The following is a 21,713-nucleotide window of genomic DNA, read 5'->3' as shown; positions in this document are numbered from 1 at the left end:
AAAATACTAGTCTGTTTTATTTGACATGACTTTCTAGTTCTTTTTGGTATTTACTGTTTGATTCCAATTTTTCTTTTTGCCATTTTTCAAGAGCTGCTTGATATTCTTTAGCAGATACAATTTCTTTTTGCAATTTCATTCCCTTGAAGATATATGGATCACCCTTAATTCCTACTTGTGAGTATGGTTTAGAGAAAGGAACAACGTTGCTGACAACTGGTGAACCACCTGATGAAGCGGTTGGCATCAAGAGAGAGCTATCAGTGAGCCATGCTTGAGCTTTAGCATATTTTTCATATCTCTTATCCAAATCGTTTGTCTCAGAAACTGCATCATCCAAGAGTTTCTTATATTCGTCCAGACCAAGTTGAGCTACTACTTCCTTGTCTTTACCTTTCGTAATACCAAGGTGTTTCATAGCAGAACCAGTCTTAGGATCCATGATATTAAGATAACTTGCTGGGTCTTGGTAGCTTGGAGCCCATCCAGTACTGTTCAAGTCATAGTCTTTTTGAGCTGGAACACGCGCTTGCGATGTAATACTTTCCTTTTCGTTATCGGTCATTTGGAGAACATCGATCACGACATTTTCAGAACCAAGAGTCGACTCGATTGATTGTTTGAAGGAATTGCTTTGTTGAACGGCAATTGTATCTGTCTGTTCAACTGGAACATCCAAGTGAATTGGGAAGGTTACACCTTTTGCTTCCAATTCTTTCTTAGCATTCTCGAATGAAGCCTTAGCTTTGTCAGGATTGTAGATAGTATCTTTTCCGTCTACAAGCTCAACGCCTTTCCATTGTTCTCCATAGTTGACCAATTCTGCTTGAGCGATATCACCAAAGTTTTTACCGCCAGATTGTACAAAGTTATCTGGAACTAGACTGTTACGAATAATCTTGTCCGCACCATCTTCACCATTGAGCTGTGCAGCATAAGAATGACGGTTGAAGGCAAAGTTAATTGCTTGACGGAAGTCCTTGTTCAACATCGCTTCTTTTGTAGAAGTTTTCTGTTCTTCACTTGTTTTCGCAGTCTTATTGTAAGATTGACGGTTTACGTTAAAGGTAAAGTAATAACTAGTTGAATCCTGTGGACTGTATGTGATTTTATCTCCGTATTGTTCCAATGTAGAAGCAAAGTTTGAGCTACTTGGGAAGATACGAGCGGTTGTATAAACACCTGAAGAGAAGCTACGGATTAATGATTCTTGGTCTGAACCATCATAGTAGGTCAATTTTACTTTCTCGATTTTAACCTTCTCTTTATCCCAATAATTTGGGTTCTTTTCGTATTCGATTAAAGATTTTGAAGTCAATGTCTTCAGGATATACGGACCGTTATAAAGAATTCCAGATGGACTTACTGCTCCGTAGTTCTTACCTGAAGCTTTGAGGAATTCCTCGTTTACCGGCAACATGGTTGCTGAAGTCACTTTCGAATTCCAGAAACTTTCAGGTGCATTAAGAGTATACTGGACTGTGTAGTCATCCAATGCCTTAACCCCAACTGTAGAGAAGTCATTAGTCTCACCAGTCATATATTCATTCAAGCCCTTAATTGAGTTTTGAATAAGAGTGACACCGTCTGATTTACCATCTGCTACGTGTTTTAGTCCTGTAACAAAGTCATGCGCTGTTACTTCAGCGTATTCTTCACCTTCTGACGTGTACCATTTAACTCCTTTACGAAGTTTATAAGTATAGGTCAAACCGTCTTGTGAGACACTCCAATCCTCAGCTAGTGAAGGAACCAAATTTCCATATTCGTCGTTTTCCAACAATCCATCAACAACGTTACCAATGATATCCGTTGTTGAAGTACGAGTTGCAATACTGTAGTCCAAAGATGATGGGTCTACTCCATAGACATAAGAGAAGGTTGTAGGTGCATCTGCTTCCTTATCAGCTTTACCACAAGCCACAAGAAGAACTGCTGTACTCAGGACCACTCCTGCTGTTAACATCCACTTTTTCGTTTTCATAAAGATCTCCTTTAATAATTTTTAATCTACTTTTACAATCCAACCTTCTGGTGCTTCAATGTCACCAAATTGGATACCTGTCAATTCATCGTATAGTTTACGAGTCACTGGACCAACCTCTGTTTCACTGTAGAAAACATGGAAATCATCACCGTGTTGGATTCCCCCAATAGGTGAAATTACCGCTGCTGTTCCACAGGCACCTGCTTCTACAAATCGATCCAGACTATCAATTGGTACATCCCCCTCGACAGGTTTCAAGCCTAAACGATGCTCTGCCAAGTAAAGCAATGAATACTTGGTAATCGATGGCAAAATTGACGGACTCAATGGGGTTACAAACTCATTATCAGCTGTAATTCCAAAGAAGTTTGCTGAACCGACTTCTTCAATCTTGGTGTGGGTTGAGGGATCTAGATAAATAACATCTGAGAAATGACGGGATTTAGCCATTTTTCCTGGTAAAAGACTGGCTGCATAGTTCCCACCGACCTTGGCAGCTCCTGTTCCATTGGGTGCAGCACGGTCATACTCATCTTGAATCAAGAAGTTTGTTGGAACCAATCCACCCTTAAAGTAATTTCCAACTGGCATAGCAAAGATAGTGAAAATATACTCCTCGGCTGGTTTTACCCCGATGATGTCTCCGACACCAATCAAGAGCGGACGAAGATAAAGGGTTCCACCAGTTCCGCAAGGTGGTACGTATTCTTCATTAGCTCGAACTACTGACTTACAAGCCTCTACAAACATTTCTGTTGGCACTTGTGGCATCAAGAGACGATCACAGGTACGTTGCAGACGTTTAGCATTTTCATCTGGACGGAAGAGTTGAATACTGCCATCCTTTGTACGATAGGCTTTCAATCCTTCAAATGCTTGCTGTCCATAGTGAAGGCTTGGAGATGATTCTGAAATATGCAAGGTTGCATCTTCTGTTAATTCTCCTTGAGTCCATTGTCCATTTTTAAAATAAGCGATATAACGATAAGGTAGTTTCATATAGGAAAAACCGAGATTTTCCCAATCGATCGTAACTGTCATGACAATCTCCTTTATTCTAATCAAGCTTTGTGTTCTATTCTACACTATTCTCCTAAAAATTCAAGTATTATTTGTAATTTTCTGAAAATTTTGCTTATAAAAAATCAGTCACTAGGACTGATTTTCTTATTAATTATCTTTTTCTTCTTTAAAGACTTCTTTGAGATAGGCATCGAAAACTTCCTCGTCTGAAATAGTATCAGAGATAAAGCTTCCATTACTTGTGCGCTCTGATAGATTCAAATCTTGCAGAATTGCTTCGTAAATCGTTCCATTATTTGATTGGATAACAAGAGTTTGTTCGCCATCTTCTACTTCTGTACTGAAGAGATCTCCAACAAATCCTTGTTCAGAAACAGCACCGGCCAAGAAGACGCGATGTGGTTTGTTCTTCAATTCTCTCAGAACTTGAAGACCACGCTTAGCACGACTGGTTGCTGGAATTTCTTCTGTTGATACACGTTTCAAGCTACCACGTTGCGTTAACAGATAGAAGGATGAAGTGTTGCAGATAAAGGCAGCTTGAAGCTCATCATCTGCTTTCAGATTCATAGCTTTAACACCTGCAGCCTTGGCTCCAACAACTGGAACCTCTTCGATATTAAAGCGAAGGGCATATCCATTTTTACTAATCAACAAAACATCATCAAGTTTGATTGGTGCAATAGCTATAATCTGGTCACTATCGTCTTTCAACTTGGCATATTTAACCGATTTAGAACGATAGGTTCTCCATGGAGAGAATTCTTTGCGTTCAACACGCTTGATTTGCCCAAGGCGAGTCGCTGCAAAGTAGGTCGTCGCATCATCAAACTGATCTACAACTTCTACGTATAACACTTCTTCATTGGTTTCAAAGTTTGTAATCGTTTGGCTCAAGTGCTCCCCGATATCCTTCCAACGAATATCTGCTAATTCATGGACAGGACGGTAGATAACATTTCCTAGTGTCGTAAAGATTAAGAGATGTTGAGTTGTCTTAACAGATTGGATAAATAGCAATCGGTCATCATCCCGTTTACCAATTTCCTCTAACGTTGAAGCTGAGAAAGAACGAGGGCTAGTACGCTTGATATAGCCAGCCTTCGTCACGCTGACATAGGTATCTTCCTCTGCGATAAGGCTAGCTGTATCAATTTCGATCACTTTCGCTGTATCTTCTAAAGAACTCAAACGAGGTGTCGCAAACTGTCTCTTGACCTCACGAAGTTCTTTTTTCATGAGATTGTACATAGTCCGTTCGTCACCAATGATAGCCGCCAGCATAGCAATTTTTTCGCGAAGTTCTGCTTCTTCTTCCTGCAAGACAACTACGTCTGTATTGGTCAAACGATATAGTTGCAAGGTAACAATAGCTTCAGCCTGCTCTTCAGTAAAATCATAACTGACCTTGAGGTTTTCCTTGGCATCAGCCTTGTTCTCAGAAGCACGGATTAGAGCAATGACTTCATCTAAAATAGAGATGACACGAATCAAACCTTCCACGATATGGAGACGTTTTTCAGCCTTTTCCTTGTCAAAGCGAGAACGTGCCAAGATGACCTCACGACGGTGGGCAATATAGCTAGATAAGATAGGCACAATTCCAACCTGACGAGGGGTGAAATTGTCAATCGCAACCATGTTGAAGTTGTAGTTGATTTGCAAGTCAGTATACTTAAAAAGATAGTTGAGAACAAGCTCTGTGTTCGCATCTTTCTTGAGTTCGATAGCAATACGAAGACCGTCACGGTCGGACTCATCACGAACCTCAGCGATACCTGCTACCTTGTTATTGACACGAACTTCATCAATTTTCTTGACTAAGTTAGCCTTATTAATCTCATAAGGAATCTCAGTGATAACGATTTGTTCCTTACCACCTTTTAACTTCTCAATTTCAGTCTTGGAACGAACAACCACGCGCCCCTTACCAGTTTCATAGGCCTTTTTGATTTCGTCTCGTCCTTGAATAATGGCTCCTGTAGGAAAGTCTGGTCCAGGCAGAAATTCCATCAACTTATCAACCTTGGCAGTTGGGTGATCAATCATGTAGACTGTCGCATCAATAACTTCAGCCAAATTATGCGGTGGAATATCTGTGGCATACCCAGCTGAAATCCCAGTTGAACCATTGACTAAGAGGTTTGGAAAGGCTGCTGGTAAGACAGTTGGCTCTTTCTCCGTATCGTCAAAGTTCCAAGCAAAGGGAACTGTTTTTTTCTCGATATCTTGAAGGAGATAGCCTGCAATCTCAGACAAACGAGCCTCTGTATAACGCATAGCCGCAGGTGGATCTCCGTCCATTGAACCGTTGTTTCCGTGCATTTCAACTAGAATCTCACGGTTTTTCCAGTCTTGAGACATACGGACCATGGCATAATAGATAGAAGAATCTCCGTGTGGGTGGAAATTACCCATGATGTTCCCGACAGACTTGGCCGACTTACGGTAGCTCTTATCAAAAGTATTGCCATCCTTATTCATAGAATAAAGAATACGGCGTTGAACCGGCTTCAATCCATCCCTAATGTCTGGCAAAGCCCGGTCTTGAATGATGTACTTGGAGTAGCGACCAAAGCGCTCTCCCATGATGTCCTCCAAGGACATATTTTGGATATTACTCATATAAGATACAAAGGGACGTTTCGGCCTGCCGAAAATTTCTGAAGAAAAATAGGAAATCGATGCAGGGTTCAATGAACCCTAGACGATTTATCTTTTTTCATAAGAAATTAGTCCCGTGTTCAGTTACCTCTAGTAACCAAACTATCCTTTCTGTAGTTTAAAATACGTTTTAAAAGAAGCGTCAGGAGTTTTCACACAGTATTTAGGGCGTGTTCAACTCCTTTCAAAAAATGTAGAGTAGATTTTATAGAAAAGGATTTCAGTTACTTTATAGAACCAAACTATCCTTTCTGTAGTTTAAAGTTTTGAATTGTGTTCTGTATTTTCTTAGTGATTTAGAAGGTTTTCCTCAGCATACTCAATCATCTTCTCAGCTACTTCTTTTTCATACTTAAATCCCATCTTTTGAGCAAGTCTTTGAGCTTCTTGATGGAAAAGTTGCATGGTAGCAAATAAAGACTGAGTGATTTTGTCTAAACTTGATAAATCAAGAAGAGCAGAGAACTCCTTCTCTTTCTCTGTATGTAAATACTGGAAAAGATACTTGTAGTTCTTACCGATGTCGACTACTCCTCTATCACTTGCGACCTGCCAAGCTAAGATTTTCAAGAGTTCTTGCTGACAAATACCATAGAGATGGTCAGTCGCATAGATGACTTGCTTACGACAAATTCCTTTGACCACGTAGGCTGACACCCACCAAAATTCATTACAAGATTTTTCAAAATCCGTCTTACTAGCTGGGCTTATCCAGAAACGCTGAGGACTGGGAGAATAAGATTCAAACAAACCCTTCTCATCTACTAAAACTGTGAATCCTGCCTCACTATCCACCCACTCGTTGATATGTTCTTTAGGACAGAGGGCTAGATCAATGCGATTCCCATCTTCAAAAAGCATGAGATAAAGACAGCGATGTCCTAGGATATTATGTTGCTCAATGTTACGTGTACCAAACTGGTGCAACCAAGCAAGATCTCTTGTTAGAGTGTCTAAGTCGTCCACAACATAGACTACGTCGTAATCCTGAAACTCATCTTTTGGTGCTTTTGTATCAGTACGTGAACCAGATAGTGCCACAGCATCAATCTGTAACTTTTTAGCTGTTTCTAAAATCAGTTCAAGTATTTCCTTGTCAGTTCTCATGTGGTTCTTCCTCAGTGGTCTCTATGTTCTGAATAATAGCATCTTCATTTCTTTGCTGAAGAAGCTTCTGAACTCTTTTTCTTTCAAGCTCTCCGACTATAAATTGAATGATAGAACTAATTCCAAAAAATGGTAGCAGCAACATAATTCCCATTTCTTCCGTCAGCATTAAAAATAGGAAATTAATAACTGAAAATATTTCTAAAAACCAGGCATTTATCTTAAGAAATTTTGAGTAACTACTAGGATAATGTTTGAGATTTTTATTGCTCTTATAAATAGCTGTGAATCCAAAAGCTAAGCTAGCTGGTGTGAAAATAAAAATGTCAAAAGTATAGAATAGCAAACCTGCATAAGGATTGGATCTAAAAGGATTATCAAATAAAAAGACACAGGCGGTTACTATAGCTAATAGTAAGAATTCAAGAAAGCGAATTTTCTCAGGTTTTCCTTGTTTAGCTGTTATAAACATAACTGCACCTATAGCTAAAACTATCGCAAGAAAAGGAGTATGATACAATAAACTTATCATGATGTATACCTCTTTTAGAGAGCCAAGATTATTAAGAAGGAAGATCTACTTAAAACACAGTCGCTTCTTCCAACGTAAACTTGACATTGTCTTCGATCCACTTACGACGTGGTTCGACCTTATCACCCATGAGGACATTGACACGACGTTCTGCGCGTGCTAGGTCTTCGATGGTAACACGTATGAGGGTACGAGTTTCTGGATTCATGGTTGTTTCCCAGAGTTGGTCCGCATTCATCTCACCAAGACCTTTATAGCGTTGAAGGGTAGCCCCTTTACCAAACTGCTTGCGAAGTTCTTCTAGCTCACCATCCGTCCAAGCATAGGCCACTTCTTCTTTCTTGCCTTTCCCTTTAGACATCTTGTAAAGTGGAGGAAGGGCGATATAGACATGTCCAGCTTCGACTAGTGGACGCATATAGCGATAAAAGAAGGTTAAGAGAAGAGTTTGAATGTGGGCACCGTCGGTATCCGCATCAGTCATGATAATGATCTTGTCATAGTTGGCATCTTCAAGAGAGAAATCTGCCCCTACACCAGCACCAATGGTATAAATCATGGTGTTGATTTCTTCGTTTTTGAGGATATCTGCCATCTTGGCCTTGGCTGTATTGATGACCTTACCACGAAGAGGCAAGATAGCCTGGAACTTGCGGTCACGACCTTGTTTGGCAGAACCACCGGCAGAGTCCCCCTCGACCAGATAGAGTTCGTTTTTAGCTGGATTTTTTGACTGGGCTGGCGTTAATTTACCAGAAAGCAAGCCCTTGTCTTTCTTATTCTTCTTGCCATTTCTGCTCTCATCACGCGCCTTACGTGCTGCTTCACGAGCATCGCGAGCCTTGATAGCCTTGCGAATGAGATTGGAAGCCAGTTCACCATTTTCCATAAGGAAAAAGGTCAACTTATCAGCCACAATTCCATCTACAACAGGACGAGCAAGGGGACTTCCTAGTTTATCCTTAGTCTGTCCTTCAAACTGCAAGTGTTCTTCAGGGACTAGAATAGAAAGAACGGCCGCTAATCCTTCACGGTAATCAGACCCTTCAAGATTTTTATCTTTTTCTTTGAGAAGGCCAGTTTTTCGCGCATAGTCGTTCATGACTTTGGTAATGGCAGACTTAAGCCCTGTCTCATGCGTTCCACCATCCTTAGTGCGAACATTATTGACAAAGGATAGAATGTTATCTGAAAATCCATCGTTATACTGAAGGGCTACTTCCACTTGGAAACCATTGTCTTCCCCTTCAAAGTAGAGAACTGGTGTCAAGGTTTCCTTGTCTTCGTTGAGGTAGGAAACAAAGTCCTGAACTCCATTCTCATAATGGAACTCGATTGACTCGTCTGTTCGCTTGTCCGTTAATGACAAGGTTACATTTTTCAAGAGAAAGGCAGACTCATTGAGACGCTCTGAAATGGTATTGTACTTGAAATCAATCGTAGAAAAGATACTAGCATCCGGCATGAAGGTCACTTTTGTACCTGTCTTAGACTTAGGTGCTGAGCCAACCTTTTCAAGAGTTGTTACTGGCTTCCCACCATTTTCAAAACGCTGTCTATAAACTGTTCCATCACGAGTAATTTCTACTTCCAGCCAACTAGAGAGGGCATTGACGACTGAAGATCCAACCCCGTGAAGACCACCAGAGGTCTTGTAACCACCTTGACCGAATTTTCCTCCAGCGTGGAGAATGGTAAAGATGACCTCAACCGTTGGAATTCCCATAGCGTGCATTCCAGTCGGCATTCCACGTCCGTGGTCTTGAACCGTTAAACTTCCGTCTTTATTAATGGTCACATCGATACGGTCACCAAATCCAGACAAGGCCTCATCGACCGCATTATCGACGATTTCCCAGACTAGGTGATGGAGACCTGCACCATCGGTCGATCCGATATACATCCCTGGACGTTTTCGGACCGCATCCAACCCTTCTAGCACTTGAATGGCATCATCATTATAATTGTTAATATTGATTTCCTTTTTTGACACAAGGAACCTCCTATTTATTCATCTTTTCTATTTTACAGGTTTTCGAAGGATTTTGCAAAATTTTCTAGTTAAAAAGCCTATTCACAAGTCCTTTTTAGCAAAAAATCGTCCATCTTCACCAAAAAAAGAAACCAAGATATACATCTTAGTTTTCTTTTCCTTTAATTTGGCTTGTAGCCACATCTTCACCAAACCATTTCTGGCTGATTTCTTGGAATTTCCCTTCTTGATAGAGTTCCTTAAAAGCTTTATTAAAATTTTCTAGCAAGGTCTTATCAGCCGGTCTCACTCCAACTGCAAAGGATTCACTCTCAAAACCAGCTGGGAAAATCTCATACTGGTCTAATATCCCTTCAGTTTTAAGATAATAGTTGGCATACACACGGTCAATTAAAAGGGCATCAATCCGATCATTTTGCAGGTCAATCAAGGCTTCATTAAAACTTTGATACTGGTTAGCCTTTTGATCTTTTACGATATTTTTCAAGAGTTCAGGCTGAGCTTCAAAGTCTAGATAGCCAGAAGAACCTGCCTGAGCACCCAAAATCTTACCTGTCATATCAGACACTGTTTGGATATTTTGTGATTTCTTAGAGACAAGAACCTGCTGATTTTCCATGTAAGGGATGCTAAAAGCAACCTTCTCACGGCGTTCATCTGTTGCGGAATATCCATTCCAGATAGCATCAATGGTGCCGTTTTGAAGTTCGGTTTCCTTCATATCCCAATCAATGGGTTGAAACTGTACCTTGAAACCAAGTTTCTCAGAAACAGCCTGTGCTAAATCAATGTCAAATCCAGCATATTGCCCATTCTTTTCTTCAAAGCCCATGGGAACAAAGGTATTGTCAAACCCGATAGTAATTGTACCCTGTTCTTGGTATTTATCCCAATTATCGACTTTGGGATCACTAGCTTTTTGTGTGCATCCTACCAGGAAAAAAGCCAGAAAGAATACAAAAACAAGGCTGATTTTCTTTCGATTCATAGACACCTCCTACTTAGGCTCTACTTTGAGAATCTGGTCAGCAATATTCTCTGCAAACTGGAGATCGTGAGTCACGACAATCTGAGTCATACCTAATTCTCGATTTTGTAGAATCAGTTTTTCAACCTCGAGACGCAACTCAGGGTCAAGGGCTGAAGTTGGTTCGTCATACCCAATCACTTCAGGATCTATCATCATAGCGCGTGCTAAGGCAACCCGTTGCTTTTGACCACCAGATAATGAGTATGGATAAGCATCTGCGTGTGCTTCGAGACCTAGACGAGTTAGTAATTCTACCGCCTTCTTCTTAGCATCTGCTTCAGACATCCCCATAGTTTTGATTGGCGACAAAATCAAGTTTTCCAAAACGGATAAGTGAGGAAAAAGTTGAAAATCTTGAAATACAAAACCTAACAAGTGGCGCTTTTCAAGTTCATCCAAAGGTAAGGATTCTCCATTATAAAAAATCTCACCTGAATCAATGGTCTCAAGTCCAGCCAACATTCTAAGCAAGGTAGTCTTCCCACCACCAGAAGGTCCAACAATAGCCAAAATCTGCTTTTCAGGAATTGTTAAATTGAAATTGGATAAAATTTCTTTTTTTCCAAATTTTTTGCTGATATTTTTTAACTCTAACATGGATAACCTCCTATCTATAGTAGCTAAACTTTTTCTCAAGCTTCTTAGCTATAATCGTAACAATACCAATCATAAGCAGATAGATAGCTCCTGCTAAAAACATTGGAATCAAGCTCGCATCACGATTGGCTGCAGTACGACTAGCTAGGATTAAATCTGAAATACCGAGTGCATAAACCAAAGAAGTATCCTTAACCAAACTCATAACCTCGTTGAATACACTTGGTAAAACAATCTTGGTTACTTGTGGCAAGATAATATAGCGGACGGTATCAAAAGGTTCAAATTTCAAGACCTTAGCTGCTTCATATTGTCCTTGAGGAATCGTTGCAATACCTCCACGGAATATTTCTGCAAAGTAGGCTGCATAATTAAGCGTGAAGGCAATAATCGCTGCTGGTACCCGATCAAGTCGAATCCCGATACTTGGCAAAACATAATAGATAAAGATTAACTGCAAGAGCAAGGGTGTCCCACGCATCACCCAGATATAAACATCAATCATGTAATGGAGGGGTTTCCAATGGACCTGTAAACAAAAGGCAACCAAAATACCTAAAGGAATTGAAAAGAGTAAGACCAGTGCAAATACTTGTAAAGTCATTGCCGCACCATTCAATAAACTAGGTAAAATCTCAAATAAGTAAGACATATTCCACCTCCTAAAAATAATTGTTCCTATTATAGCATAAATAAACACAAAATCAAGTTTTTCAGAAATTTTCATGAATTTTTAAAACTTTAGCCTTTGTTTTTGAATAAAAATGGTACTAATGATAAACTTATCAATTTTGGCAAAGTATCAGATGTCACAGCTAGTAAACAGATTCAGTTCCGTTTCTCTCCTAATTCATGGTATAATAGAAACATGATGACAATAGTATTATTAATTTTAGCTTATTTATTGGGTTCAATTCCTTCAGGCTTGTGGATTGGACAAATATTCTTTAACATCAATCTAAGAGAACATGGATCTGGGAATACTGGAACGACCAATACCTTCCGAATCCTAGGCAAAAAAGCTGGAATGGTAACCTTTGTAATTGACTTCTTTAAAGGTACTTTGGCCACTCTACTTCCACTAATCTTCCATGTGCAGGGAGTTTCACCAATCGTCTTTGGACTTTTAGCAGTCATTGGCCACACCTTCCCTATCTTTGCCAAATTTAAGGGTGGTAAGGCTGTTGCAACCAGTGCTGGAGTTATTTTTGGTTTTGCTCCTCTCTTTTGCCTTTACCTTGCAGTCATTTTCTTTGGAATCCTTTATCTAGGAAGTATGATTTCCCTCTCTAGTATTTCAGCTGCTATTGCTGCAATTATTGGCGTCCTTCTGTTTCCTCTCTTTGGATTTATTTTAACTAGTTATGACCAACTTTTTACTGTGATTATTATTGGTCTTGCAAGTCTAGTAATTGTACGACACAAGGACAATATCAAACGTATCCAAAGTAAAACAGAAAATCTCATTCCTTGGGGACTTAACCTAACGCACCAAGAACCAAAAAAATAAAACGTCAGTTTCAACTGACGTTTTTTTATGTTATTTAGACTTGATATAGTTGATACCATCTGCCTTCGGCGCAACAGCTTTACCAAAGAAGGCTGCTAGGACGATAATGGTCAAGAGATATGGTGCGATTTGCAAGTAAACGGCTGGTACTCCTTGCAAGAATGGAAGCTGAGAACCGATAACTGCCAAACTTTGTGATAGCCCAAAGAAAAGACTTGAAAGCATAGCACCAACAGGATTCCATTTACCAAAAATCATGGCTGCAAGAGCGATAAATCCAGGTCCTACGATAGTTGTAACTGAGAAGTTGACGGAGATTGACTGAGCGTAAATAGCTCCTCCGATTCCTCCAAGGAAGCCTGAAATCACAACTCCAAGATATCTCATCTTGTAGACATTGATACCCAAAGTATCTGCTGCTTGTGGGTGTTCACCAACTGAACGAAGGCGAAGTCCAAAGCGAGTCTTAAAGAGGATAAACCAAGCTAGGAATGAGAAAGCAATTGCTAGGTAACCTAGTAGACTAGTTGACTTGAAGAAGATATCTCCGATAACAGGGATATTAGCTAAAACCGGGAAGTCAAAACGACCAAAAGTTTGCGTTAAGTTATCCGTTTGTCCCTTATTATAAAGCACCTTCACCAAGAAAACTGCCAAGGCTGGCGCCATCAAGTTAAGCACAGTACCACTGACAACATGGTCTGCACGGAAATGAACTGTAGCTACTGCGTGAATGAGCGAGAAGATAGCTCCGACTAATCCACCAACTAGAAGAGCTAACCAAGGAGTTAATGCTCCCAAATCTTGAGCAAATTCAAGGTTAAAAACAACTCCAGAAAAGGCACCCATGACCATGATTCCTTCAAGACCAACGTTAACAACTCCACCACGTTCAGAGAAAACTCCTCCGATACTTGTGAAAATAAGTGGTGCTGCATAAATCAACATCGAAGAAACCATAAGGGTTAACATTGTTGTAATCGACATCCTTATTTACCTCCTTTAAGTTGCTTTCTTGGTTTGACAAAGCGTTCGATGATGTAGTGAACGCTGACAAAGAAGATAATTGAGGCTGTAACGATACTTACAAGCTCAGATGGTACTTGTGCAGCATTCATACCAGGGGCTCCAACTTGAAGAACACTGAAAAGGAAGGCTGCAAATAGAATTCCAACTGGTGAGTTTGAAGCAAGTAGGCTTACTGCCATACCGTTAAATCCGATTGCCAATGATGAACCTTGAACATAAACGTTTTGGAAGGTACCAAGTCCTTCTACTGCGCCACCAAGTCCTGCAAGAGCACCAGAAATAATCATTGATAGAATAATGGTGCGTTTTGCAGAAATACCTGCATATTCAGAAGCATTTGGGTTTAATCCAACTGCACGAATTTCAAAACCAAGAGTTGTTTTCTTGAGCAAGAACCAGATAACCGCTACTGCTATGATGGCAAAGAAAATCCCAATGTTCATACGAGAGTTTCCAGTCAACTCAGCAAGCCATGGTGTCTGGTAGGTTGCATTTGCACTAACACGAATGGATGAGTCAGTACTTTGCATGATTTCTTTAGGGAAGTGATGAATAAAGGCATTGCCCACATAAAGAACAATGTAGTTCATCATGATGGTTACAATAACTTCAGATGTCCCAAGGTAGGCTCTTAAGATACCAGGAATAGCACCAACGATCCCTCCTGCAACTAAGGCAATTACAATCGTCGCAAGAATCATCAATGGTCGTGGCAAATCTGGGAAAGAGAGAGCGAACCAGCCACTCATAACCCAACCTGCGAGAGCTTGTCCTGGAAGACCAACGTTAAAGAAACCAGCACGACTTGCAACTGCAAATCCAAGGGCAATCAGAATTAAAGGTCCCATAGCACGGAAGATTTCACCGATTCCACGAACACTACCAAATGCTGTGTAGAATAGTTCTTCATAACCCCAGATAGCATCGTAGCCGAAAATCCACATGACGATGGCTCCGAGTAGAATTCCTAGAATAACAGAAATCAAAGGAACCGAAATTTGTTGTAATTTTTTAGACATCACTCTTCTCCTTTTCCAATTCACCACCAGCCATCAAGACACCAAGCTCTTGCTTGTTGGTTGTTTCTGGCGTTACAATCCCTTGAATCTTACCATCATGGATAACAGCAATTCTATCAGAGACATTTAGAATCTCATCTAGTTCAAAGCTGACTACAAGGACAGCTTTCCCATTATCACGTTCTTGAATCAAGCGTTTGTGAATGTACTCAATGGCACCGACGTCCAAACCACGAGTAGGTTGACTGACGATGAGGAGATCAGGATTTCGATCGACTTCTCGAGCGATAATTGCTTTTTGTTGATTTCCTCCAGAAAGAGCTGAGGCTGGAACAATCTCACTAGCAGCACGCACATCGAATTCTTGCATTAACTGTTTAGCGTACCCAATGATATTGGTGTAGTTTAAGATTCCCTTCTTGCTATGAGGTTCCTTATAGTAGGTTTGAAGAGCGATATTTTCAGAAATCATCATTTCTAAAACTAAACCATCACGGTGGCGGTCTTCTGGAACGTGTCCTACACTCATTTCTGTAATTTGACGAGGGTGTAGACCTACGATAGACTGGCCTTTCAATTCCACACTACCAGACTCAATCTTACGAAGTCCTGTGATAGCTTGGATTAATTCAGATTGACCATTTCCATCAATACCGGCAATTCCGACAATCTCACCAGCTCGAACATCGAGTGAGAGATTTTTAACAGCAGGGACACCACGGTTTTCGTTTACTACTAAGTCTTTAATAGACAGAACAACTTCTTTAGGTTGAGCTTCCTGTTTCTCAGTTTTAAAGGAAACAGAACGTCCCACCATCATCTCAGCTAAGTCAGCATTAGTTGCACCAGCAATCTCAACTGTTTCAATAGATTTACCACGACGGATGACTGTAACACGGTCAGATACAGCACGAATCTCATCCAACTTATGGGTAATCAAGATAATTGATTTACCTTCTTTAACCAAGTTCTTCATAATAGCCATCAATTCATCAATTTCTGATGGCGTCAAAACAGCAGTAGGTTCGTCAAAGATAAGAATATCTGCTCCACGATAAAGTGTCTTTAGGATTTCAACACGTTGTTGAGCCCCAACAGAGATGTCTGCAACTTTGGCAGAAGGATCCACAGCAAGGCCATAACGTTCAGACAACTCATTGATTTCTCGAGTTGCACGAGCAATATCTAGAACACCATTTTTGGTCAATTCATTCCCCAAAATGATATTTTCAGCAACAGTGAAAGCTTCTACCAACATAAAGTGTTGGTGGACCATCCCAATTCCTAAGCTAGCTGCTTTTGATGGCGAATCTAGCTCCACAACTTGACCGTTGACCACAATTTCACCACTAGTTGGTTCTAGAAGCCCCGCTAGCATGTTCATAAGAGTGGACTTCCCAGCTCCATTTTCTCCTAAAAGTGCATGAATTTCACCTTTACGAAGTTCAAGGTTAATCTTGTCGTTAGCAACAAATTCACCAAAAACTTTGGTAATTTCACGCATTTCAATGACATTTTCGTGTGCCATGTGCTCTTCCTTTCAGAGTTTTATTTTATTTCAATAAAACCTGCTAAAGAAATTTAGCAAGCTCTATTGAGACAAAATCATTTGTCTCAATTCTTAAAGAAGCGGCCCAAGACCGCTTCCTAAGAAATGACTTCCTTCAATTATTTTTCAGGAACTTTGATGCTACCATCAAGGATTTTAGCTTTTGCATCTTCAACAGCTTTTTTACCTTCTTCAGAAAGGTTTGTCACTGCCAAGTCAACACCTTTATCCTTCAATGAGTAAACGATAACTTGACCACCAGGGAATTCACCTTTTTCAGCCTTGTTTGAGATATCTTGAACTGTTGTTCCAACTTGTTTCAATGTAGAAGCAAGCACGAAGTTAGCTTCTTTACCGTCTTTAGAAGTGTATTTACCTTCATCAACTTGGTCACGGTCTACACCGATAACCCAAACTTTTTCGTTTTCATTTTTACTTTCGTTCAATGATTTAGCTTCAGAGAAGACACCTGCTCCAGTACCACCAGCTGCTTGGTAGATAACGTCTGCACCTGCAGCATATTGAGCTGCAGCGATTGTTTTACCTTTAGCCGCATCACCAAATGATCCAGCATAGTCCACTTGAACCTTGATAGATGGGTCAACTGACTCAACACCAGCTTTAAAACCAGCTGCGAAACGAGAAATAACTTCAGATTCCATACCACCTACAAAACCAACTTGTTTAGTTTTTGTAGTTTTAGCAGCTGCAACACCTGCAAGGTAAGCTGCTTCGTTGTCTGCGAAAGTAACGCTAGCAACGTTCTTTTGATCTTTAATCACATCGTCAATCAAAACATAGTTTTTATCTGAATGTTCTTTTGCTGCTTCTTCAACAGCGTTGTGAAGGGCAAAACCAACACCGAAAATCAAGTTGTAGCTTCCAGCTGCTTGGTTCAAGTTGTTAGCGTAATCAGCTTCACTTGTTGATTGGAAGTAAGTGTAACCATTGTCTTTTGAAAGGTTGTGTTCTTTACCCCAAGCTTGAAGACCTTCCCAAGCTGATTGGTTAAATGATTTATCATCAACACCACCAGTATCTGTAACGATAGCTGCTTTAGTCTTCACATCAGAAGAAGATGAAGCTGCGTTACGAGAAGAGCGATTACCACATGCAGCAAGTCCAAATGCTGCTACTGCAACTAGACCGAGGCCTAGCCATTGTTTCTTGTTCATTACTGAACCTCCTAAATAAGATGCGCAACTAAGTTGCAAGTATGGATTGATTGGTCACAAGGACCTTGCCACTCAGAGAGTGACACAGACTATTGCAAGTCTGTAAAAGAATATGGAAGTAATTCCCCGACCGTCATCTCGACCGTCGTTTTATCTTTGGCGACTAGAGTCACCTTTAGATCTGGTTTAAAAAATTCGACCATAACTTGACGACAAGCACCGCAAGGCGAAATTGGTTTCTCAGTTTGACCATAGACAATCAATTCTGAAAAGTCTCGTTGTCCTTCAGAAACCGCCTTAAAGATTGCAGTTCTTTCGCCACAGTTGGTCAAGGGGTAGCTAGCATTTTCAATGTTAACCCCTGTATAGATACTTCCGTTCTTGGCTACCAAAACAGCGCCAATCGGAAAATGTGAGTAGGGAACGTAAGCTTTTTTACTAGTTTCAATCGCTAATTCAATCAAATCAGTAGTCGCCATCAGCTAATTCTCCTTTTAAGATTGCAACACCAGAAGATGTTCCAATACGAGTAGCTCCTGCTTCAACAAAGGCAACTGCATCTGCATAAGAACGAGCTCCACCAGCTGCTTTGACCCCCATATCAGGTCCAACTGTCTGACGCATTAATTGAACATCTGGCAAAGTTGCTCCACCTGTTGAGAAACCTGTAGAAGTCTTGACAAAGTCTGCACCAGCTTTTTGAGCAAGTTGGCAAGCCAGAACTTTTTCTTCATTCGTTAACAAACAAGCTTCAATAATAACCTTAACAAGTTTGTCACCGCTAGCCTCAACAACAGCTCGAATATCTGATTCGACCAAGTCAGGATTCCCAGACTTAAGCGCTCCAACATTGATAACCATATCAATCTCATCAGCACCATTTTGGATGGCTTCTTTGGTTTCATAGGCTTTGACAGCTGAAGTTGTAGCTCCAAGAGGAAAACCTACAACTGTACAAACCTTGACATCAGTATCTGTTAGACCAGCTTTTGCATGCGAAACCCAGCAAGGATTCACACAAACACTGGCAAAATCGTACTCTCTTGCTTCAGATAGCAAACGATCGATTTGTTGTTCGGTTGCATCTTGCTTTAAAAGCGTATGATCAATGTATTTATTTAATTTCATTTCGGATTTTCCTTAAATTAGGAGATAATTTCGATGATTTCACGCATTTTTAGCGTTTCATCACTCATTTTAATTTTAACATATTTTTGGAAATCTGTAACTAGTTCCGGAGAAATTTTGCCATTTGCATATACTTTTGCGACAATTTCACCTTTTTTGACTGATTCTCCGACTTTCTTCTCAAAAACAATTCCTGTTTCATAATCAAGAGCATCTGTTTTGACTGCACGACCAGCACCTAATCTCATGGCAAAAAGACCAAACTCCATGGCTGGAAGTTCTGCGATAATACCATCCTCTTGAGCAGGAATATCAATTACATGGTCAACTTTTACAGGTCGATAAAGATCTTCTAAATCTCCACCTTGAGCGGCAACCATCTCTTCGAACTTCTTAAGCGCCTGACCATTTTCAAGATGTTGCCTTACTTCCTCGACTGTTTTTTCAACATTTGCCAGAGAAAGCATAATCTGGGCTAACTCACAGATAAAGCGGCTAATATCCTCGCGTCCTTTACCCTGAAGAATTTCTAGTGCTTCTAGAATTTCCAAGCGATTCCCAATAGCACGTCCTAAAGGTTGACTCATAGCCGTAATGACTGCTACTGTCTTGCGACCAACAGCTTTCCCGAGATTCACCATGGTTTGAGCTAGTTCACGTGCCTCGCCGACTGTTTTCATAAAGGCACCTTCACCGACAGTAACATCCAGCAAAATAGCATCCGCTCCAGCTGCAATCTTTTTACTCATGACAGAACTAGCAATCAGTGGAATAGCATCAACTGTTGCTGTCACATCACGTAGTGCATAGAGTAACTTATCCGCTTTGACTAGTTGGTCAGATTGACCGATAACTGAAACTCCAATATTCTGAACTTGTTTGATAAAGTCATCCTGACTGCGTTCTACCTGGAATCCTTTGATAGATTCTAGTTTATCGATTGTTCCGCCAGTATGTCCCAGACCTCTACCACTCATCTTAGCAACTGGTACGTCAAAACTAGCGACTAATGGAGCTAAAATCAAGGTAACCTTATCTCCTACTCCCCCGGTGGAGTGTTTATCGACCTTCACACCATTTATAGCGGATAAATCAAATTCCTGACCTGTCTTGACCATATTCATGGTTAAGTCAGAAATCTCTCTAATGGTCATGCCTTTAAAATATACAGCCATAGCAAAGGCTGACATCTGGTAATCAGGAACAGTTCCAGCAACATAGCCTTCAACCAACCATTGGATTTCACTTGAGGTTAGTTCTTGACCGTCTCTTTTTTTCAGGATTAGATCTACTGCTCTCATTCTTTCACACTTCTAAGGATATAATATCCCTTGTCTTTCTTCACAACCTCACAATTACCAAAGACTTCTTCCATCTTGTTTTTGGCACTAGGAGCACCTTGTTTTTTCTGGATGACAATGGTCAAATCTCCACCATCAACAAGATAATCAATACTTTTCTCGATGATTTCATGAACGACCTGCTTGCCTGCACGAATGGGCGGATTCGAAATGACATGATCGAATTGACCTTCTACCTGCTCATAAATATTGGACGGGAAGATAGTCGCTTGAACATTGTTTTTTACTGCATTTTGCTGGGCTAAATCCAGGGCACGATTATTGATATCCACCATGGTCGCTTGGGCACCATAAGCTTTAACCAAAGACAAGCCTATTGGACCGTAGCCACAACCAACATCAAGAATTTTTTCATCTTTTTCGATATCTAGACATCTTAACAACAACTGGCTTCCGAAATCAATCATTTTTTTGCTAAAGACACCAGCATCTGTCAAAAAGGTCATATTTTGCCCAAGTAGCTCAACTCTAAGTTCATGAACATCATGGGCTGCATCTGGATTTTCTGCATAATACATTTTACTCATAGTTTCATTTTACCACATAAATAAGTTAATTGTAAATCGTTTACATGACAACAAAGGCTTTTCTTTGCCATCGATTTATTGAAAAATAATATAAGTTGAATTTCCTTTTAAGGACCGAGCAAGTAAGAACCCAATGCCATAGTGATAGCAAAGGAAAAAATACAGGCTAGACCAAACAAGAAAAGCCACCATTTTCTTGTTAAAATGGCGAGAATCAAGTAGATAAAACCAATAATTGGTAGCAATAACAACAAGACAAAGGCAGACCAACTATAGGTTTGACTTCCTAAACTAACGGTAAACTCAATCAAAGTCGGAGATAACCACAGAATCACTGCTAGTAAGCTAGTCAGTTTTAGAATTTTATCACTCACCACTAGTCTCATAACACCACCTCTTTTGATGTTTATTCTACTTCTATTCTAACAAAGAGAGCGCTTTTTCTCAAATGATTCAGATGTCTTTCTTTGTAAATTATGGTATACTGAGGTATCAAACGAGGAAATTTTATGACCAACGAATTTATACATTATGAAAAAATCAGTCGCGGAACTTGGCAATCTTTACATCGTAAAACTACACCTCCTTTAACCGAGGAGGAATTGGATTCGATTAAGAGTTTTAATGACCAGATTAGTCTCCAAGATGTAACTGATATTTACCTGCCGCTAGCTCATCTGATTCAAATTTACAAACGCTCCAAAGAAGACCTAGCCTTTTCAAAAGGGATTTTCCTCCAAAGGGAGAGTAAAAATCAGCCATTTATTATCGGAATTTCAGGTAGTGTCGCTGTTGGCAAATCAACTACTAGCCGACTCTTACAAATTTTGCTTTCCCGTATTTTTCCAGAAGCAAGTGTTGAATTAGTGACAACTGATGGATTTCTGTATCCCAACAGTATCTTAAATGAGCGAAATATCCTAAATCGAAAAGGTTTCCCTGAGAGTTATGATATGGAAAGCTTGCTCGATTTCCTTGATCAACTTAAAAACGGGCAGGATGTAGATATTCCCGTTTATTCTCACGAAATCTACGATATCGTACCTGATAAAACACAAAGAGTCCAAGCAGCGGATTTTGTCATCGTAGAGGGTATCAACGTCTTTCAAACACCACATAACAGCCGTCTTTATATTACAGACTTCTTCGATTTTTCAATCTATGTAGATGCTGCAGTTGAGGATATCGAGAGCTGGTATTTGGACCGTTTCTTGAAACTCCTTAGCTTTGCACAAGATGATCCAAACAACTATTACTATCGTTTCACCCAGCAACCAATTAGTGAAGTCAAAGATTTTGCCCATCAGGTTTGGACAAGTATTAATTTGACCAATCTACAAAACTACATCGAACCGACCAGAAATCGGGCTGAAGTCATTCTTCATAAATCTAAAAATCATGAAATTGATGAAATTTATTTAAAAAAGTGATTTCCCCTTGTCAAAATAATAGTTTTCAGATATAATGGTATAGTTAGTAAAT

20 protein-coding genes are annotated in these 21,713 nt (G+C 40.1%); 2 read left to right on the top strand and 18 right to left on the bottom strand.

Translation table 11 applies throughout. From position 1 onward, the window contains the following. Nucleotides 1-16 precede the first annotated feature (16 nt). The 9 genes from LG369_RS03135 to LG369_RS03095 form a co-directional block, all read right to left on the bottom strand. Complete coding sequence (locus LG369_RS03135; RefSeq protein ID WP_225750212.1) at nucleotides 17-1,984, bottom strand: peptide ABC transporter substrate-binding protein; 1,968 nt, start codon at nucleotides 1,982-1,984, stop codon at nucleotides 17-19. Between the two features lie 21 nt (nucleotides 1,985-2,005). Continuing rightward, entirely contained in the window at nucleotides 2,006-3,028 is a 1,023-nt protein-coding gene (locus LG369_RS03130; protein ID WP_225750211.1) for a branched-chain amino acid aminotransferase, read from the bottom strand. A 129-nt stretch (nucleotides 3,029-3,157) separates the two neighbouring features. Further along, a complete protein-coding gene (parC, locus tag LG369_RS03125) occupies nucleotides 3,158-5,635 on the bottom strand; it encodes a DNA topoisomerase IV subunit A (RefSeq protein ID WP_225750210.1) in 2,478 nt (825 codons plus the stop codon). Between the two features lie 327 nt (nucleotides 5,636-5,962). After that, entirely contained in the window at nucleotides 5,963-6,781 is an 819-nt protein-coding gene (locus tag LG369_RS03120; protein WP_225750209.1) for an aminoglycoside 6-adenylyltransferase, read from the bottom strand. Continuing rightward, a complete protein-coding gene (locus LG369_RS03115; protein WP_225750208.1) occupies nucleotides 6,771-7,313 on the bottom strand; it encodes a hypothetical protein in 543 nt (180 codons plus the stop codon). Before LG369_RS03115 ends, LG369_RS03120 begins: the two co-directional genes overlap by 11 nt. 49 nt (nucleotides 7,314-7,362) lie before the next feature. After that, on the bottom strand, nucleotides 7,363-9,306 hold the full coding sequence (gene parE / locus LG369_RS03110) for a DNA topoisomerase IV subunit B (RefSeq protein WP_225750207.1): 1,944 nt from the start codon (nucleotides 9,304-9,306) through the stop codon (nucleotides 7,363-7,365). 145 nt (nucleotides 9,307-9,451) lie between these two features. Beyond that, nucleotides 9,452-10,294: an amino acid ABC transporter substrate-binding protein gene (locus LG369_RS03105; protein ID WP_225750206.1), complete on the bottom strand. Its 843-nt coding sequence runs from the start codon at nucleotides 10,292-10,294 to the stop codon at nucleotides 9,452-9,454. A gap of 9 nt (nucleotides 10,295-10,303) precedes the next feature. Then, a complete protein-coding gene (locus LG369_RS03100) occupies nucleotides 10,304-10,933 on the bottom strand; it encodes an amino acid ABC transporter ATP-binding protein (RefSeq protein WP_225750205.1) in 630 nt (209 codons plus the stop codon). Between the two features lie 10 nt (nucleotides 10,934-10,943). Further along, nucleotides 10,944-11,585 (bottom strand): amino acid ABC transporter permease, encoded by a 642-nt coding sequence (locus LG369_RS03095; protein WP_225750204.1) that lies wholly within the window; start codon nucleotides 11,583-11,585, stop codon nucleotides 10,944-10,946. 216 nt (nucleotides 11,586-11,801) lie between these two features. On the opposite strand from LG369_RS03095, the gene plsY reads away from it, so the two are divergent. Continuing rightward, nucleotides 11,802-12,443: a glycerol-3-phosphate 1-O-acyltransferase PlsY gene (gene plsY / locus LG369_RS03090; protein ID WP_225750203.1), complete on the top strand. Its 642-nt coding sequence runs from the start codon at nucleotides 11,802-11,804 to the stop codon at nucleotides 12,441-12,443. A gap of 30 nt (nucleotides 12,444-12,473) precedes the next feature. On the opposite strand, the gene LG369_RS03085 is transcribed toward plsY, so the two are convergent. The 9 genes from LG369_RS03085 to LG369_RS03045 all read right to left on the bottom strand — a co-directional run bounded on the left by LG369_RS03085 (nucleotide 12,474) and on the right by LG369_RS03045 (nucleotide 20,617). Beyond that, a complete protein-coding gene (locus tag LG369_RS03085) occupies nucleotides 12,474-13,430 on the bottom strand; it encodes an ABC transporter permease (RefSeq protein WP_225750202.1) in 957 nt (318 codons plus the stop codon). A gap of 2 nt (nucleotides 13,431-13,432) precedes the next feature. Continuing rightward, nucleotides 13,433-14,491 carry an ABC transporter permease gene (locus LG369_RS03080; protein WP_225750201.1) on the bottom strand — a complete coding sequence of 353 codons (1,059 nt, stop codon included), beginning with the start codon at nucleotides 14,489-14,491 and terminating at the stop codon, nucleotides 13,433-13,435. Then, nucleotides 14,484-16,019, bottom strand: coding sequence for an ABC transporter ATP-binding protein (locus tag LG369_RS03075; protein WP_225750200.1), 1,536 nt, complete (start codon nucleotides 16,017-16,019; stop codon nucleotides 14,484-14,486). Before LG369_RS03075 ends, LG369_RS03080 begins: the two co-directional genes overlap by 8 nt. 140 nt (nucleotides 16,020-16,159) lie before the next feature. After that, nucleotides 16,160-17,215, bottom strand: coding sequence for a BMP family lipoprotein (locus LG369_RS03070; RefSeq protein WP_049495883.1), 1,056 nt, complete (start codon nucleotides 17,213-17,215; stop codon nucleotides 16,160-16,162). Between the two features lie 89 nt (nucleotides 17,216-17,304). Then, complete coding sequence (locus LG369_RS03065) at nucleotides 17,305-17,694, bottom strand: cytidine deaminase (protein ID WP_225750199.1); 390 nt, start codon at nucleotides 17,692-17,694, stop codon at nucleotides 17,305-17,307. Further along, complete coding sequence (gene deoC, locus LG369_RS03060) at nucleotides 17,681-18,343, bottom strand: deoxyribose-phosphate aldolase (RefSeq protein WP_225750198.1); 663 nt, start codon at nucleotides 18,341-18,343, stop codon at nucleotides 17,681-17,683. Before deoC ends, LG369_RS03065 begins: the two co-directional genes overlap by 14 nt. Nucleotides 18,344-18,360: 17 nt before the next feature. Beyond that, nucleotides 18,361-19,644, bottom strand: coding sequence for a pyrimidine-nucleoside phosphorylase (locus tag LG369_RS03055; RefSeq protein ID WP_225750197.1), 1,284 nt, complete (start codon nucleotides 19,642-19,644; stop codon nucleotides 18,361-18,363). Next, complete coding sequence (locus tag LG369_RS03050) at nucleotides 19,641-20,231, bottom strand: class I SAM-dependent methyltransferase (RefSeq protein ID WP_225750196.1); 591 nt, start codon at nucleotides 20,229-20,231, stop codon at nucleotides 19,641-19,643. Before LG369_RS03050 ends, LG369_RS03055 begins: the two co-directional genes overlap by 4 nt. Before the next feature lie 107 nt (nucleotides 20,232-20,338). Further along, a complete protein-coding gene (locus LG369_RS03045) occupies nucleotides 20,339-20,617 on the bottom strand; it encodes a 1,4-dihydroxy-2-naphthoate prenyltransferase (RefSeq protein WP_225750195.1) in 279 nt (92 codons plus the stop codon). A gap of 123 nt (nucleotides 20,618-20,740) precedes the next feature. Between LG369_RS03045 and coaA the strand changes: the two genes are divergently transcribed. Then, nucleotides 20,741-21,661, top strand: coding sequence for a type I pantothenate kinase (gene coaA, locus LG369_RS03040; RefSeq protein WP_006148720.1), 921 nt, complete (start codon nucleotides 20,741-20,743; stop codon nucleotides 21,659-21,661). Nucleotides 21,662-21,713 lie beyond the last annotated feature (52 nt).

Source organism: Streptococcus sp. Marseille-Q4154 (assembly GCF_916700545.1).
Classification (GTDB): Bacteria; Bacillota; Bacilli; order Lactobacillales; family Streptococcaceae; genus Streptococcus; species Streptococcus infantis_I.
This window is presented reverse-complemented; position numbering and strand designations above follow the sequence as displayed.

Excerpts from the sequence above, each read along its gene's own strand:
- LG369_RS03135 (WP_225750212.1), bottom strand. The coding sequence starts at position 1,984 with ATGAAAACGAAAAAGTGGATGTTAACAGCAGGAGTGGTCCTGAGTACA.
- LG369_RS03130 (WP_225750211.1), bottom strand. The coding sequence starts at position 3,028 with ATGACAGTTACGATCGATTGGGAAAATCTCGGTTTTTCCTATATGAAA.
- parC (WP_225750210.1), bottom strand. The coding sequence starts at position 5,635 with ATGAGTAATATCCAAAATATGTCCTTGGAGGACATCATGGGAGAGCGC.
- LG369_RS03120 (WP_225750209.1), bottom strand. The coding sequence starts at position 6,781 with ATGAGAACTGACAAGGAAATACTTGAACTGATTTTAGAAACAGCTAAA.
- LG369_RS03115 (WP_225750208.1), bottom strand. The coding sequence starts at position 7,313 with ATGATAAGTTTATTGTATCATACTCCTTTTCTTGCGATAGTTTTAGCT.
- LG369_RS03105 (WP_225750206.1), bottom strand. The coding sequence starts at position 10,294 with ATGAATCGAAAGAAAATCAGCCTTGTTTTTGTATTCTTTCTGGCTTTT.
- LG369_RS03100 (WP_225750205.1), bottom strand. The coding sequence starts at position 10,933 with ATGTTAGAGTTAAAAAATATCAGCAAAAAATTTGGAAAAAAAGAAATT.
- LG369_RS03095 (WP_225750204.1), bottom strand. The coding sequence starts at position 11,585 with ATGTCTTACTTATTTGAGATTTTACCTAGTTTATTGAATGGTGCGGCA.
- plsY (WP_225750203.1), top strand. The coding sequence starts at position 11,802 with ATGATGACAATAGTATTATTAATTTTAGCTTATTTATTGGGTTCAATT.
- LG369_RS03085 (WP_225750202.1), bottom strand. The coding sequence starts at position 13,430 with ATGTCGATTACAACAATGTTAACCCTTATGGTTTCTTCGATGTTGATT.
- LG369_RS03080 (WP_225750201.1), bottom strand. The coding sequence starts at position 14,491 with ATGTCTAAAAAATTACAACAAATTTCGGTTCCTTTGATTTCTGTTATT.
- LG369_RS03075 (WP_225750200.1), bottom strand. The coding sequence starts at position 16,019 with ATGGCACACGAAAATGTCATTGAAATGCGTGAAATTACCAAAGTTTTT.
- LG369_RS03070 (WP_049495883.1), bottom strand. The coding sequence starts at position 17,215 with ATGAACAAGAAACAATGGCTAGGCCTCGGTCTAGTTGCAGTAGCAGCA.
- LG369_RS03065 (WP_225750199.1), bottom strand. The coding sequence starts at position 17,694 with ATGGCGACTACTGATTTGATTGAATTAGCGATTGAAACTAGTAAAAAA.
- deoC (WP_225750198.1), bottom strand. The coding sequence starts at position 18,343 with ATGAAATTAAATAAATACATTGATCATACGCTTTTAAAGCAAGATGCA.
- LG369_RS03055 (WP_225750197.1), bottom strand. The coding sequence starts at position 19,644 with ATGAGAGCAGTAGATCTAATCCTGAAAAAAAGAGACGGTCAAGAACTA.
- LG369_RS03050 (WP_225750196.1), bottom strand. The coding sequence starts at position 20,231 with ATGAGTAAAATGTATTATGCAGAAAATCCAGATGCAGCCCATGATGTT.
- LG369_RS03045 (WP_225750195.1), bottom strand. The coding sequence starts at position 20,617 with ATGAGACTAGTGGTGAGTGATAAAATTCTAAAACTGACTAGCTTACTA.
- coaA (WP_006148720.1), top strand. The coding sequence starts at position 20,741 with ATGACCAACGAATTTATACATTATGAAAAAATCAGTCGCGGAACTTGG.